The organism is Ruegeria sp. BG10 (assembly GCF_056538575.1).
In genome coordinates, this window is sequence record NZ_JBQFTI010000001.1 from 368,068 (window position 1) to 382,522 (window position 14,455).

Annotated in this window: 16 protein-coding genes; 11 read left to right on the forward strand and 5 right to left on the reverse strand. The window is 60.6% G+C overall.

Annotated elements, in window-relative coordinates; genetic code table 11:
• Positions 1 to 14: 14 nt before the first annotated feature.
• The 3 genes from ACR0D8_RS01780 to ACR0D8_RS01790 all read left to right on the forward strand — a co-directional run bounded on the left by ACR0D8_RS01780 (position 15) and on the right by ACR0D8_RS01790 (position 1,742).
• The gene (locus ACR0D8_RS01780) at positions 15 to 719 is read left to right on the forward strand and encodes a DUF533 domain-containing protein (RefSeq protein ID WP_480644230.1); all 705 of its coding nucleotides are present in this window, start codon (positions 15 to 17) and stop codon (positions 717 to 719) included.
• Positions 720 to 846: 127 nt separating this feature from the next.
• Positions 847 to 1,014: a 50S ribosomal protein L33 gene (rpmG, locus tag ACR0D8_RS01785; protein ID WP_010441901.1), complete on the forward strand. Its 168-nt coding sequence runs from the start codon at positions 847 to 849 to the stop codon at positions 1,012 to 1,014.
• Positions 1,015 to 1,235: 221 nt separating this feature from the next.
• On the forward strand, positions 1,236 to 1,742 hold the full coding sequence (locus ACR0D8_RS01790; protein WP_475158765.1) for a hypothetical protein: 507 nt from the start codon (positions 1,236 to 1,238) through the stop codon (positions 1,740 to 1,742).
• Between the two features lie 174 nt (positions 1,743 to 1,916).
• Here the strand turns inward: ACR0D8_RS01790 and ACR0D8_RS01795 are convergent, their stop codons facing one another.
• Entirely contained in the window at positions 1,917 to 2,693 is a 777-nt protein-coding gene (locus ACR0D8_RS01795; protein WP_475158768.1) for a Bax inhibitor-1/YccA family protein, read from the reverse strand.
• A 183-nt stretch (positions 2,694 to 2,876) separates the two neighbouring features.
• The gene (locus tag ACR0D8_RS01800; protein ID WP_480644233.1) at positions 2,877 to 3,086 is read right to left on the reverse strand and encodes a DUF1127 domain-containing protein; all 210 of its coding nucleotides are present in this window, start codon (positions 3,084 to 3,086) and stop codon (positions 2,877 to 2,879) included.
• A 127-nt stretch (positions 3,087 to 3,213) separates the two neighbouring features.
• On the opposite strand from ACR0D8_RS01800, the gene ACR0D8_RS01805 reads away from it, so the two are divergent.
• The gene (locus ACR0D8_RS01805; RefSeq protein WP_480644234.1) at positions 3,214 to 4,095 is read left to right on the forward strand and encodes a LysR family transcriptional regulator; all 882 of its coding nucleotides are present in this window, start codon (positions 3,214 to 3,216) and stop codon (positions 4,093 to 4,095) included.
• A 6-nt stretch (positions 4,096 to 4,101) separates the two neighbouring features.
• Here ACR0D8_RS01805 and ACR0D8_RS01810 read toward each other — a convergent pair whose 3' ends face one another.
• On the reverse strand, positions 4,102 to 5,058 hold the full coding sequence (locus tag ACR0D8_RS01810) for an NADPH:quinone oxidoreductase family protein (protein WP_480644235.1): 957 nt from the start codon (positions 5,056 to 5,058) through the stop codon (positions 4,102 to 4,104).
• A 337-nt stretch (positions 5,059 to 5,395) separates the two neighbouring features.
• Between ACR0D8_RS01810 and ACR0D8_RS01815 the strand changes: the two genes are divergently transcribed.
• The 3 genes from ACR0D8_RS01815 to ACR0D8_RS01825 all read left to right on the forward strand — a co-directional run bounded on the left by ACR0D8_RS01815 (position 5,396) and on the right by ACR0D8_RS01825 (position 8,053).
• On the forward strand, positions 5,396 to 5,767 hold the full coding sequence (locus ACR0D8_RS01815) for a helix-turn-helix domain-containing protein (protein ID WP_239337245.1): 372 nt from the start codon (positions 5,396 to 5,398) through the stop codon (positions 5,765 to 5,767).
• A 45-nt stretch (positions 5,768 to 5,812) separates the two neighbouring features.
• A complete protein-coding gene (gene hisN, locus ACR0D8_RS01820; protein WP_480644236.1) occupies positions 5,813 to 6,604 on the forward strand; it encodes a histidinol-phosphatase in 792 nt (263 codons plus the stop codon).
• Positions 6,605 to 6,718: 114 nt separating this feature from the next.
• Positions 6,719 to 8,053 (forward strand): 8-oxoguanine deaminase, encoded by a 1,335-nt coding sequence (locus ACR0D8_RS01825; RefSeq protein WP_480644237.1) that lies wholly within the window; start codon positions 6,719 to 6,721, stop codon positions 8,051 to 8,053.
• On the opposite strand, the gene guaD is transcribed toward ACR0D8_RS01825, so the two are convergent.
• The gene (guaD, locus tag ACR0D8_RS01830) at positions 8,050 to 9,339 is read right to left on the reverse strand and encodes a guanine deaminase (RefSeq protein WP_480644239.1); all 1,290 of its coding nucleotides are present in this window, start codon (positions 9,337 to 9,339) and stop codon (positions 8,050 to 8,052) included. The genes ACR0D8_RS01825 and guaD overlap by 4 nt on opposite strands.
• A 138-nt stretch (positions 9,340 to 9,477) precedes the next feature.
• Between guaD and mgtE the strand changes: the two genes are divergently transcribed.
• Together mgtE and ACR0D8_RS01840 are read left to right on the forward strand one after the other, a co-directional pair.
• Complete coding sequence (gene mgtE / locus ACR0D8_RS01835) at positions 9,478 to 10,872, forward strand: magnesium transporter (RefSeq protein ID WP_480644240.1); 1,395 nt, start codon at positions 9,478 to 9,480, stop codon at positions 10,870 to 10,872.
• Complete coding sequence (locus ACR0D8_RS01840; RefSeq protein ID WP_480644242.1) at positions 10,869 to 11,432, forward strand: 5-formyltetrahydrofolate cyclo-ligase; 564 nt, start codon at positions 10,869 to 10,871, stop codon at positions 11,430 to 11,432. The genes mgtE and ACR0D8_RS01840 overlap by 4 nt, the downstream gene beginning before the upstream one ends.
• Before the next feature lie 5 nt (positions 11,433 to 11,437).
• Here ACR0D8_RS01840 and ACR0D8_RS01845 read toward each other — a convergent pair whose 3' ends face one another.
• Positions 11,438 to 11,671 (reverse strand): putative hemolysin, encoded by a 234-nt coding sequence (locus ACR0D8_RS01845; protein WP_480644244.1) that lies wholly within the window; start codon positions 11,669 to 11,671, stop codon positions 11,438 to 11,440.
• Positions 11,672 to 11,760: 89 nt separating this feature from the next.
• On the opposite strand from ACR0D8_RS01845, the gene ACR0D8_RS01850 reads away from it, so the two are divergent.
• Complete coding sequence (locus ACR0D8_RS01850) at positions 11,761 to 12,573, forward strand: TIGR00282 family metallophosphoesterase (RefSeq protein WP_480644245.1); 813 nt, start codon at positions 11,761 to 11,763, stop codon at positions 12,571 to 12,573.
• Positions 12,574 to 12,666: 93 nt separating this feature from the next.
• Positions 12,667 to 14,445 (forward strand): SLC13 family permease, encoded by a 1,779-nt coding sequence (locus tag ACR0D8_RS01855; RefSeq protein WP_480644246.1) that lies wholly within the window; start codon positions 12,667 to 12,669, stop codon positions 14,443 to 14,445.
• Positions 14,446 to 14,455 lie beyond the last annotated feature (10 nt).

A 14,455-nucleotide genomic window follows, 5' to 3' on the forward strand; every position in this document is an offset into this window, starting at 1 on the left:
TCGGGAGGTTCAACATGAGTTTCATGAAGGCACTTGCATCGGTTGCGGTTGGCTTTGCTGCGGCCAAGGGGATGGAAAAATACAAGCAGATGGGCGGCATGGCCGGGCTGCAGGACATGATGCAGGGCGCAGGCGGCGGCTTTGGCATGGACCAGCTTGGTAAAATGGCCGAGCAATTTGGCATGCTGGGCGGTGCGGCTGGTTTGCAGGGTATGTTCGGCAAGCTGGGCGCAACCAGCCAGGCCGGAGCCGCCGGGTTGGGCGGGCTCATGAACGCCATGCAGGGCGCCGCCAGAACCGGCAGTCAACAGACCGTCGACATGATGGAGACCGTGTTCAAGGGCACGCCCGGCGGCGCGGTCATGGAAGAGCAGGCCAAACTGATGCTGCGGGCGATGATCCAGGCGGCCAAGGCTGACGGCCAGTTGGATGCGCAGGAAAAGGAAACCATTCTGGGCGAATTGGGCGACGACATCAGCGCCGAGGAACGTGCCTTTGTGCAAGAGCAGCTTGATGCGCCGATTGACGTCATCGGACTGGCCGCCGATTCCGGCGCACCGTTGAAGACGCAGGTCTATGCAACCTCCCTGGCCGCGATTCGGCTGGACAACCAGCAAGAGGCTTCCTATTTGCTGCAACTGGCAACGGCTTTGGGCCTTTCCGATGCGGAGCGGGATCAGATTCACACCTATATGGGGGCGCCGACCCTGTCCGCCTGACGTCAATCTCATATCCAATCCCCCGCATGCGCGATTGCCCTTGACACGGGCGGTGCAGGGCGTAAAAGCGCACGCTCATAGGAATTCAACCGAAAGGCCCCTGCCTTTTCGGACGCAGGAGATAACCATGGCGAAGCCGACGACAATCAAGATCCGTCTGAACTCGACCGCGGGCACGGGCCACTTCTACGTGACCAAAAAGAACGCACGCACCATGACCGAGAAGATGACCATTCGTAAATACGACCCGGTCGCTCGGAAGCATGTCGAGTACAAGGAAGGCAAGATTAAGTAATCTGCCGTCCAGCTTGGACAGTTTCAAAGGGCTCTGCTGCGGCAGGGCCCTTTTTGCGTGCCTCCCAGTTCGAGATCGTCGCGAAACAGAGGGCGGCGACGTCACCGATCCCTCCGTTGCAATGACGCATCAGAGGTCAGGCCATTCGATTCTACGGTGGGTTGCTTTTTGCAAGGGCTTGCCCCTACGCTTCAACAAACCGTTCCAAAATGTTGGCCGTCATGAAAAAAATCTTGTTATCCACACTGACCATTCTGGCCCTTGCAGCCTGCGAAGATCCGTTCAACCGCCAGGGCGTCGGATTCACTGGGATCGATGGAGAGCCGCGCACCATCTCTGACGTGCCGGGTGCCGCGGCCTTCCTACCGCCAGCCACCAATATCCCGGCCGAGCTGGCCGTGCTGCCGGCCATTCCGGTGACGACGACCGAGGTCGAAGCCGAGAAAATCGCGCGGGTTGCAATCGACAATGGCGGGCGCAGCGATACCGACTCGGTCATTCTGACCGGGTCTGACACCAACCTGTTCCTGAGCACCGTCAGCGTGAACGGAACCCTCTACGGTGTGTTGCGCACGGCAAACAACAGCACGCGGGTGGACAACGCCATTGGGGCCAGCTTTGGCCGTAATGCAGAACAGTTTACCGGCTGCCTGCCGGCGGGCGATGTATTCCGCAAAGGTTCGTCTGATCGCAGCTCGGGATTTGCCGTGCCGCTGAACTGCAGCTAAGACAAGCTGGCAAAGTCAATTTGGAAGGCCCCGTCATTTGGCGGGGCTTTTGCTTGTTCGGATAGCGAAACGAAATTGCAGCGACGGGATACTGAAATCTGAAGGGCGGCCAATAGACACAAAAAAGGGCGGACCTTCCGGACCCGCCCTTTGGATTTTGGTGCCGATGCAGCGTTATTCGCGGTTGCCGAACAGTTGCAGCAGGAACATGAACATGTTGATGAAGTCCAGATACAGGCTCAGCGCGCCCATTATGGCCGCTTTGCCCAGCCACTCCTGATCGCCCGAATGCGCCATTTGCAGGTAGGTGTTCTTGATGTTCTGCGTGTCATACGCGGTCAAACCCGCAAAGATCAGAACGCCGATAACCGAGATCGCAAACGCCATTGCAGAGGATGCGATGAAGATGTTCACGATGGACGCCACGATCAGGCCGATCACACCCATGATCAGGAACGTGCCCATTGCGGACAGGTCCTTCTTGGTGGTGTAGCCATACAGGGAAAGCCCCGCAAACGCGATCGCGGTGATCAGGAACACCTGAATGATGGACTGACCGGTGAAGATCAGGAAAATCGAGCTGATCGACAGGCCCATGACGGCCGCAAAGATGTAGAACACCAGTTGCGCGCCGGCTGCCGACAGGCGGTTGATCCCGGCGCTGAAGCCGAAAACAAATGCCAGCGGAGCGAACATGATCACCCATTTCAGCGGCGATGCATAAAGTGTGTACCCAAACGATGTCAGATACTTGTCAGCGCTAAGTTGTGCCGCCGCTGCCGAGGGGTCAGCCGTCGTTGCCAGACCCGAGATCGCCCAGGCTGCGGCAAACGTAATCAGCATGCCCACGGACATGGTGCCGTAGACTTTGTTCATATGGGCGCGCAGGCCCTCGTCAATCTGGGCAGCGCGCGCGCCGGCCGCCGTCCGGATCGTGTCGAATTGTGCCATTAAAGGGTCTCCCTTCACGTAATTCTTGTCGCGGCCCGAAGATCAGGCCCCGTTCCCCGCAAATATCGGCAACTACGGGTCGCGTTTCAAGGGTTTAGCACGGGAAACTGGCTAAAACGGTCAACAAAAATGGCGGCCTGCTGATATGGGCCGCCATTCTTTGGAAATAGATGCATCCAGAACTCACTTTTGCCAGAATTGGGGGGCGTCCCAGATTGGCCGGTTTGCCTCGGCCTCGGCCTGTTCGCGCGTGATGCCGATGTCGTCAAGGGCGCGGTCGTCCAACTGTGCCAGGTGACAGCGCTGGCGCCGCAGTGACAGCACATCCCAAAGCGAAGTCAGCGAAAATCGGCGGTGAGGTTTGCAATGTCCTATGATCGCAATTTGGGTCATAATCTTTGTCCTTTCCTGAATTTTCGATGCTTTGTCACTGTCTCATCAAGTTCCTTGATTTATATGGCGTGGTGTGACACATTTTGAAAATGAATATTTATGAAGTGACGCATAAGGAATCTTGAAGATGCGAAACTTGGACATCACGACGCTGCGTTCGTTTGTGGCGGTGGCGGATCACGGCGGCGTAACGCGCGCAGCCGGGTTCCTGCACCTGACGCAATCTGCCGTATCCATGCAGTTGAAACGGCTGGAAGAGCTGTTGGGCCTTGAACTGCTGGATCGCAGCGGCCGGACCATCGCGCTGACCGCGTCGGGAGAGCAGTTGCTGGCATATGCGCGCCGGATGATTGCGCTGAATGACGAAGTGATCTCGAAACTTACGGATCAGGCGTTCGAAGGCGAGGTCGTTCTTGGCGTGCCGCATGACATCGTCTACCCCGCAATCCCGCGGGTTCTGCAACGGTTCAACGCAGATTTCCCGCGCGTGCGCGTTCAGCTGGTCTCGTCCTACTCGCTGCAACTCAAGGATATGTTCAAACGCGGTGAGTGCGATCTGATCCTGACGACCGAGGCGACCGGAGGCGAGGGGGCCAAGACCGTTGCCGAGCTGCCGTTGCGTTGGATCGGCGCCCCCGGCGGATCAGCCTGGCGCAAACGCCCGATTCCGCTGGCGCTGGGGCGCCGCTGCCTGTTCCGGCCACAAGTGATTTCCGCGTTGGACGAGGCGGGCATCCCATGGGAACTGTCTGTGGAAACCGAAAATGACCGCACAATCGAAGCCACGGTGAGCGCTGATCTGGCCGTCCACGCCATGCTGGACGGAACCGAAGCGGCGCATCTGGTCCAGATCGACACTGGCGGCGTCTTGCCGGACCTGCCCGCGCATATGATCAACCTGTATGGTGCCGAAGCCGGACGGGGTGCGGTGGTCGAGGCGCTGGCGGCACTTGTCCGTCAGAACTTCCGCATGCTCGGCAGTGCGCCATTGAAGGCTGTTGTCGGCTGATCCCCGTCAGGGTGTGATCACGACCTTGCCGGTCGCCTTGCGATCCCGCAGCAGCTGCAGGCCGTCTTCCGCGTTTTTCAGGGGCAGCACGTGGCTGATATGCGGCTTGATCCGACCTTCGGTGTGCCAGCGGAACAGCGTGTCAAAGCTGTTCCGAACGATCTGAGGGCGGAAATTCAGGTAACCGCCGATATAGAAGCCGATCACCGTGAGGTTTTTGACCAACAGGTGGTTGGCCGGGATTTGCGGAACGTCTCCGCCCGCAAAACCGATCGGCAGCAGACGCCCTTCGGGATTGGTGGCGCGGAACGCGGCCTTGAACACGTCCCCTCCGATCGCATCATAGACCACATCTGCGCCGCCAAGCTCCTTGACCCGTGCCCGCAGGTCTTCTGAGGCATCGACCAGATGGTCCGCGCCGGCCGCACGGGCGACCGCCAGCTTTTCCGCGCCGCGCGCCTGCGCGATCACCGTGGCGCCCATCAGCTTGCCGATTTCGACGGCGGTCAGCCCGACACCCCCTGCCGCGCCCGTGACTAACAGCGTTTCACTCGGTTGCAGCCGTGCCCGATGGTCCAGCGCGATATGGCTGGTTCCGTAAGCGATCTGGATTGCGGCCGCGTCCTCGAAACTCATGGAATCAGGCAGGGGAATCGCCCGGTTCGCGTCGAACACACCATATTCTGCCAATCCGCCCTGACCGGAATAAACCGCGACCCGGTCACCCGGTTTCAGATGCGTAACGTCAGGACCAGCTTCATCGACGATGCCGGCGATTTCCATGCCTTGCGTAAACGGTGCAGGCGGCGTGTCCTGATACGTGCCCTTCTGCATCAGCAGGTCGGCAAAATTCAGTCCGCACGCTTTGATTGCGACGCGAACCTGCCCCTCTTTAGGTTGAGGAACGTCAATATTGCAAAGACGGGCGGCGGCCCCCTGACTTGGAACTCTGTACGCCAGCATCGTCGCGCTCCTGTGTTTTTGGCATAGATTCGCGCTGGCCCGGAATTGTCAATTATTTACCCTGCGGGACAGGCGGGCCGGAGCCCTTGTCGGGATATCCCTACGGGGTGGAAATGACGTGTGCGGGACCATCCCGACACAACCATAAACCTCAGTTCAGCGAAACAGATTCAACCTTCTTGAAAAAAAGCCAAAAAGGCGCAATAGTGATCCATGGTGCTGATTTGGGGGGCATGTTCCAAATTAGGAAGTGGTTAAGGGCGGCTCGCTAGCGTTGCGTTCCAAAGCAAGTCGCGCACCTGAGTGAGTTGTGTGTGTGTAGTAGAGGAGAATACCAATGACCCATCACGTCGATGTCCATGTGGGTAAGCGTGTCCGGCATCGCCGCTGGCTGATTGGCATGACGCAGCAGCAGTTGGCGCAGCAAGTTGGTATTAAGTTTCAGCAGATTCAGAAATACGAAACCGGGGCCAACAGGATCAGCGCATCCCGGTTGTGGGACATCGCCGAGGCACTGGATGTACCAGTCAGCTTTTTCTTTGAGGGTCTGGAAGAGGCTGAAAAGGAAAGCACCGGCAAGAAATCGGTTCCGGCGGATCTGATGGGCGACAAGGAAGCTCTGGACCTGGTTCGGTCTTACTATGCGATCCCCGAAAACCAGCGCCGCCGCCTGTTCGAACTTGCCCGGGTTCTGAGCGACGTCGCCTGAACGAACGGGGTTGACTCTGAACCGCGCGGACCGCACGGGTAGCGCATGCAAGAGACCTCGCTCAGTGATCTGGAAGTAGCCGAAGAAATGGCTGACGCGGCGCGCGCGGCCATACTTCCGTTTTTCAGACAATCCAATCTTGAAACAGACAACAAGCTGGCCGATGGCTTTGATCCGGTCACGGTTGCCGACCGGAACGCCGAACAGGCCATGCGGGAAGTGTTGGCCCGACGCCGCCCGGACGACGGCGTATTCGGTGAAGAGTTTGGTCAGGTAGAGGGCAGCACCGGCCGCACCTGGGTTCTGGATCCCATAGACGGTACACGCGGGTTCATTAGTGGAACACCCACCTGGGGCGTTCTGATTGCGCTCAGCACGCAGGACGGGCCGATCATGGGGGTGATTGACCAGCCCTATGTCGGCGAACGGTTCATCGGGTCCGCGGAAATTGCGCAGGCAACAGGCCCGACGGGCACGTTGCCCTTGAAGACCCGTCCGACGCAAACGCTGGAACAGGCAATCCTGTTCACTACTTTCCCCGAGGTCGGCACACCGGAGGACCGCGCCGGTTTCGAGGCCGTGGCGCGGCAGGCCCGGCTGACCCGCTATGGGATGGATTGCTATGCCTATGCGTTGCTGGCGGCCGGGCAGGTGGATCTGGTGATCGAATCCGGCCTGAACGCCTATGACATTCAGGCGCCGATTGCGGTGATCGAGGCCGCGGGCGGCATCGTGACGGATTGGCAGGGCAATCCGGCCCATAACGGTGGTCGGGCATTGGCGGCGGCAAACGCCGAACTGCACGCTGTGGCGCTGGAAATCCTGCACAAATACTGAAGCCTGTTGCCCGGCGCCGACCAGTCGGATAATCTCACTTCGGCTGGTTCTTGTGTCCGTTTTCCGCCAGCCTGCGCACTCCTTGCATGAAACGGGCTGTTGCAGGAGGGCGAAATGACCGAATTCCTAATCAAAAATGCAGATTCGATTCTGACCATGGATGACACGCGCCGCGAAACGTCGGGTGCGGATATCCTGATCCGGGACGGGCAGATAGAACAGATCGGCCACGGTCTGCGCACGGCCGGGGAGGTTCACGACGCTTCGGGATGCGTTGTGACGCCCGGGCTGGTGAACACCCATCATCATCTTTACCAGACCCTGACCCGCGCCGTGCCCGGCGGTCAGGATGCGTTGCTGTTTGGTTGGTTGAAAACGCTCTACCCGATCTGGTCCCGGTTTGGCCCGGAAGAGATGTATGTCTCGGCCCAGATCGGACTGGCGGAACTGGCCTTGTCGGGCTGTACGCTCAGCTCGGACCACCTCTACCTGTACCCAAATGGCGCACGGCTGGATGACACGATTGCCGCGGCCGCCGAGATCGGTCTGCGGTTTCACCCGACGCGCGGCGCGATGAGCATCGGTGAAAGCGCGGGCGGGTTGCCGCCGGATGCTCTGGTTGAGGCCGAAGACGCAATCCTCGCCGATATGGCGCGGGTTGTGGATGCCTTTCACGACCCGTCCGAGGGTGCGATGTGCCGGGTGGGTCTTGCGCCCTGTTCGCCATTCTCGGTCAGCCGCGAGCTTATGCGCGACACGGCGGTACTGGCGCGTGAAAAGGGGGTCATGCTGCACACGCATCTGGCTGAAAACGAAGAGGACATCGCCTATTCGCAAGTGCAGTTCGGGTGCCGCCCCGGTCAGTATGCGGAGGAGCTAGGCTGGACCGGATCGGACGTCTGGCACGCCCATTGCGTAAAACTGGACGGGGCCGAGATCGACCTTTTCGCCAGAACCCGCACCGGTGTCGCGCATTGCCCCTGTTCCAACTGCCGTCTGGGTTCGGGCATCGCGCCGGTCCGGGCCATGCGGGACCGGGGTGTGCCGGTCGGGTTGGGTGCGGACGGCTCTGCCAGCAACGACAATGGCAGCCTGATCCTCGAAGCGCGTCAGGCCATGCTGTTGCAGCGGGTCGCGAACGGCGCGGACGCCATGTCGTCGCGCGAAGCGCTTGAAATTGCGACGCGAGGCGGCGCGGATGTGCTGAATCGACCCGATTGCGGCCGTATTGCACCCGGCAAACGTGCGGACATCGCCGTCTGGGATACGCGTGGTATCGAAAGCGCCGGCAGCTGGGACCCCGCAGCCTTGTTGTTGGCGGGGCCGATGAAGGTCAAACATCTGTTTGTCGAAGGCCGCCAGATCGTGCGCGACGGGCAGGTTACCACACTGGACATGCCCCGCGTGATCGAGCGGCAAAACCGGCTGGCCCGGGCCTTGCAGTCTTAGAGGCTGACGCGCTGACCGGCGATCCAGACCTCGGCGATCGCCCGGTCGTCGCCCATCATGATAGTGGGGAAGATGGCTTCCCACAGATCCTCGGCGCAGGCTTCACGTTGAGCGATGGCGGCGGTCGAGGCCAGATCCAGTACGATCAGGTCGGCCTCCATCCCCGGTGCGACATTCCCGATCCGGTCGTCCATCCGCAACGTACGCGCCGAACCGACTGTGCCCAGCCACAACAGCTGTGCCGCGTGCAGGGGCGAACCGCGCAGCTGTCCGATTTCATAGGCCGCCGCCATGGTGCGCAGCATAGAAAAACTGGACCCGCCACCGGTGTCTGTGGCCAGACCGACGCGATGCCCGTCACGCATCAGCCCGGACATGTCGAACAGGCCCGAGCCTATGAACGTGTTCGAGGTCGGGCAGTGGATCAGCGAAGCGTCAACTTCGCGCAGACGGTCTCGTTCGCGCGATTCCAGATGGATGACGTGACCGTATACGCCATGAGAGCCCAGCAGCCCGAACTTTTCATAAGTGTCCAGATAATCGCGCGCTTCCGGGAACAGCTCGCGCACCCACGCGATTTCGTCGGTCTGCTCGCTGAGATGCGTCTGCATCAGGCAATGCGGATGTTCTGCCCACAACGCGCCCATCGCTTCAAGCTGTTCGGGGGTGGATGTGGGCGAAAAGCGCGGCGTGATGGCATAGGACAAACGGTCAATGCCGTGCCATTTTTCCAGCAGCGCCGCAGATTGATCATAGGCCGTCTGAGGCGTGTCCCGCAGCCCCTCGGGCGCGTTGCGATCCATACAGGTTTTGCCCGCGACCACGCGCTGATTGCGCTGCTGCGCTGCCGTGAAGAACGCGTCGACGCTTTCGGGATGGATGGTGCAGAAACTGCACATGGTCGTGGTGCCATGCGCGGCTGTCAGGTCAAGATACCGGTTGGCGATTTCGGTGGCATATTCCACCTCGTCGAACTTCATTTCCTCGGGGAAGGTATAGGTGTTCAGCCAGTCTATCAGGCGCTTTCCCCAGCTGGCGATCATAGCGGTCTGTGGATAGTGCACATGCGCGTCCACGAAGCCGGCCATGATCACGTGTTGCCCGTGGTCCACAACGGTTGCGTCCGGGTGCGCGGTGGTCAGGCTGCCGGCATCCGCCACGGCAGAGATTCGGCCGTCTTCGATCAGAACGGCCTCGCTGATGCGCACCGCGTCTGTTGGTTCGCCGTCAAAGGGCGACCGGGTGAAACTCAGGACGCGTCCTTTCAGTAGCGTTTTTTGCGCCATTTTCATTCATCTCCGCCTGTATGGGACCGCGAAACAGCATAGGCGGGCGAAACTTGTCGGTAAATCGGCGCATTGTCATTGTTTTCCGGTAGCTGCTTCTTCTAATTAGGGGTCAATGACCGAGAAAACGGGGCAGACATGACGACAGGCTTTGATGAACCCGTAACCGAACCCGCCAGCGACGAAGATGTCTATGCGCTGGACCGCCGGACCGTAGCGGCGATCCTGTATGCGGTCGATGTGGAAGACCGCGACAAGCTGATCGAGTTGATGGAGCCGCTGCACCCGGCCGACATCGCCGACCTTCTGGAACAGATCAACCCGTATGACCGAACACGCCTGATCCGGCTTTATGACAAGGAATTCGACGGTGACATCCTGTCGGAACTTGACGAATCCGTCCGCGAAGAGGTGATCGCCGTTCTGCGCCCGGACGTTCTGGCCGACGCCGTGCGTGATATGGAAAGCGACGATGTCGTCGACCTGCTTGAGGATCTTGAGGAACCCCAGCAAGAGGCGATTTTAGACGTGCTGGAAGATTCCGAACGGATCGCGGCGGAACAGGCTCTGTCCTATCCCGAAAACTCCGCGGGCCGTCTTATGCAGCGCGAAGTGGTCATGGCGCCCGAGCACTGGACAGTGGGTCAGGCCATCGACTTTATGCGTTCCAATGACGATCTGCCCGAACAGTTCTATCACGTCGTTCTGGTCGATCCGCGCCTGAAGCCGGTCGCGCAGGTCACGCTGGGCAAGCTTATGGCGACCCGCCGCGAAGTGGCATTGCATGACATCGCAGAGGAAGAGTTTCACACCATCCCCGTCGATCAGGACGAAGAGGATGTCGCCTATGCCTTCAACCAGTATCACCTTATTTCGGCCCCCGTGGTGGATGCCGACGGGCGGCTGGTCGGTGTGATCACCATTGACGACGCAATGGTTGTTCTGGACGAGGAATACGAAGAGGACATGCTGCGCCTTGCTGGTGTCAGCGACGAAAGTTCGCTGTCGGACAGTGTGGCCGCGACCAGTAAGCGCCGGCTGCCGTGGCTGGCGGTGAACCTGTGCACCGCAATCTGTGCCTCGCTGGTGATTTCACAGTTCGAGGCGGCAATCGATCAGTTGGTTGCTCTGGCCATTCTGATGCCGATCGTGGCGTCGATGGGGGGCAATGCCGGGACACAGTCGCTGACAGTGGCGGTGCGGGCCCTTGCTACCCGTGACCTGACCGGCGCGAACGTCTTGCGGGTGATCCGGCGGGAATTGCTGGTCGGGCTGCTGAACGGTCTGTGCTTTGCCATCGTTCTGGGCACAGTTGGCATGCTGTGGTTCGAATCCGCGTTGCTGGGTGTCGTGATTGGGGCAGCCCTGGTCGTGAACATGATCATTGCAGGCTTTGTCGGTACGGTAGTACCGGTGGTGCTGGACCGTCTGGGCGCCGACCCGGCGCTTGCGTCCGGCACCTTTGTGACGACGACGACGGACGTCATGGGGTTCTTCCTGTTCCTTGGGCTTGCAAGCGTGGTGCTTTTGTGACCGATCTGACCGAAATCAAGGCCGCCGCGCGCAAGGCGGCCTTTGCGCTCCGAAAGGCGGCATTTGACGCGCGACTGCCGGGCGCAGCCGGCCGGTTGTCCGAGGTTCTGGCCGGCCACCGGGGCGTGCCGCTATCAGGCTATATGCCGATCCGGACCGAGATTGATCCGCTGCCCGCCATGGCCGAGGCGTCGGCCTATGGTCCGGTCGGCGTTCCGGTCATTCAGGCGGCGGGGCAGGCGCTGAAGTTTTCACGCTGGACACCCGAAGGCGCGTTGAAAGACGGGCCGTTCGGCGCGAAAGTGCCCGAGGCCGACGACTATTTTGATCCTGAAATTCTGATCGTTCCGCTGGTTGCGTTCGATGCGCAGGGTGGGCGGCTGGGCTATGGCGGCGGGTTTTATGACCGAACGCTGGAGGGTTTGCGCGCGAAACGCTCCACGCTCGCAATCGGGTTCGCCTTTGACGCGCAGGAGGCAGACGGTCTGCCGCTTGAACCCACCGATCAGCCGCTGGATATGGTGATCACTGAAAGCCGTGTGCTGACGTTCACTGCCTGACCGCGTCAGGCCGGGTTGTTTTCACGGAAATACTCCCAGGCGTCCATTTCCCGGCCATCTGCCAATATGCAGATCCCGTACTGCCCGTTGTCCCCATCTCGGATTTCATAGCGCGCACCGCTTTCGACGCAAAACGTCGCCGCCGGATTTGCCAGTTGCGCGGTTGTGGCGGTGGAAGTGGGCTGATCGCAGGCCGCCAACGCGACCATGCCGATGACCGTCAGAGCGATACGGGGCACAAAAAATCTCCTGTTGAATGAGCTTTCGAGGATTATGCAGATAGTTTAACCGCTTGTGCTTGCCCGATACCACACTTAGGACAGGTCGGATGAGGATACTTTTTCTGGGCGACGTCATGGGCCGTGCAGGACGCACGGCGGTTCAGCAGCATCTGCCGCGTCTGCGCGAGGAATGGCGGCTGGATTTCGTGGTGGTCAACGGTGAAAACGCCTCAAACGGGATGGGGCTGACCGGCGATCACGCAAAGCTCTTGCTGGATGCCGGTGCGGATTGCCTGACACTGGGTGATCACGCGTTCGACCAGAAGGACATGCTGCAATTCATCGAGAATGAGCCGCGCATTGTGCGCCCGGTTAACTTTGCCAGGGGCGCACCGGGGCGCGGGCATCGGCTGTATATCGCGCCGGGCGGGCGCAAGGTGCTGGTGGTTCAGGTGCTGGGGCAGGTGTTCATGAAGCGGCCCTTTGACGATCCGTTTTCGGCCATCGAACCGATTCTGAAGTCGCACCCGCGCGGCGGGCAGGCGCAGGCGATCATCGTGGACATGCATTGCGAGGCGACATCCGAGAAGATGGCGATGGGCCACTATTGCAACAACCGTGCCAGCCTTGTTGTCGGTACGCATACCCATGTTCCGACCGCGGACGCGCAAATCCTGCCCGGCGGCACGGCTTACCTGACCGATGCGGGCATGTGCGGCGATTACGATTCGGTCATTGGCATGGACAAGGTCGAGCCGATGCGCCGATTCATCACCGGCATGCCCAAGGCCCGTTTTACCCCGGCCAATGGCGAGGCAACGCTGAGCGGAGTGTTCGTTGAGACCGACGACCGAAGCGGGCAGGCGAAATCTGTGCAAATGATACGCATTGGCGGGCGTCTGCAGCAGGCGGGGCTGTAAGAAAGCGATGTCAGGCTTGCTCTGCCGCGTGCAATGCAGGAAACTGCTTGTCGGGCGCGTTTGCCAGGCCAGGGTTCGGACAGAATACCAAGAATGCAATTCCTTCAACTGACAGAAACGGGCAGCGCAATACTGGCGCTGATGATCGTCGCGGGCATGTTCGTCATGTTCCTGCGCGAGGTCTATCCGACCGAGGTTGTTGCCATCGGCGGCGTCGCCCTGATGCTGGTGACGGGCATTCTGCCTTATCAAAGCGCGCTGGCGGTCCTGTCCAACCCGGCGCCGTGGACGATCGCGGCAATGTTCATCATCATGGGTGCCCTTGTGCGGACCGGCGCGCTGGACGCCTTCACATCGACTGCGCAGAAACAGGCGCAGGTGAACCCCCGCATCGCCATCGGGTTGCTGATGGCATTTGTCGTTGTCGCCTCGGCCGTGGTGTCGAATACCCCCGTGGTTGTCGTCATGATCCCGGTATTCGTTCAAATCGCGCGCACGCTGAACGTTCCGGCCTCAAAGCTGCTGATCCCGCTCAGCTATGCGGCCATTCTGGGCGGCACGCTGACCCTGATCGGCACATCAACCAACCTGCTGGTGGACGGTGTCGCCCGGTCGCAGGGCATGACCGCCTTTACGATTTTCGAGGTCACACCGCTGGGCATCGCATTGGTGATCTACGGCATGGTCTATCTGCGCTTCATTGCGCCGCGCCTGCTGCCCGAGCGGGACAGTATGGCCTCGTTGCTGAGCGACCGGTCCAAGATGAAGTTTTTCACCGAGGCCGTTATTCCGCCCGAAAGCAACCTGATCGGGCGCGAAGTCGTCGGTGTTCAGCTGTTCAAGCGGCCCGGCGTGCGCCTGATCGATGTGATCCGGGGTGATGAATCGCTGCGGCGCAACCTGAAGGGCGTCACGCTCAAGCTGGGCGATCGGGTGGTTCTGCGAACCGAGATGACCGAACTGCTCAGCCTGCAGCGCAACAGGGAACTGAAACGGGTGGATCAGGTCTCGGCGGTTGAGACCAAGACCGTAGAGGTCCTGATTACCCCTGGTTGCCGCATGGTGGGGCGCACTCTGGGCACGATGCGCCTGCGCCGCCGGTACGGGGTCTATGTGCTGGCCGTGCATCGCCGGAATCAGAATATCGGGCGTCAACTGGACGACCTGGTGGTTCGGGTCGGCGACACGCTGCTGTTGGAAGGCGCGCCCGCCGATATCCAGAAACTGGCGGCCGATATGGATATGGTCGACGTCACCCAGCCGTCGGCGCGGGCTTTCCGGCGCAGCCACGCCCCGATTGCCATCGGGTCCCTGATTGGGATCGTCGCGCTGGCCGCCCTTGGGGTCGCGCCGATCCTGTTGCTGTCGGTGCTGGCGGTCGCGGTGGTGCTGATCACCCGTTGCATTGACGCGGATGAGGCGTTTTCCTTTGTCGAAGGCCGTTTGCTGGCCCTGATCTTTTCGATGCTGGCCATCGGTGCGGCGCTGGATAAGTCCGGTGCCGTTTCCCTGATTGTCGAGGCCATAGCGCCCGGCCTTGGAAAACTGCCGCCCTTCCTGATCATCTGGGCGGTCTACCTGCTGACCTCGGTGCTGACCGAGCTGGTGTCGAACAATGCGGTGGCGGTGGTTGTGACACCCATTGCCATCGGGCTGGCGCAGGCGGTCGGAATCGATCCGCGCCCTCTGGTGGTGGCGGTGATGGTGGCGGCGTCGGCCTCGTTCGCGACGCCGATCGGGTATCAGACCAATATGATGGTCTACGGTCCGGGCGGGTACAGGTTTGTCGATTTCATGAAGGTCGGTATTCCGCTAAACCTGACTGTGGGATTGCTGGCCTCATTGCTGATACCGTTTATCTGGCCGCTGTAGCGCCACAGGC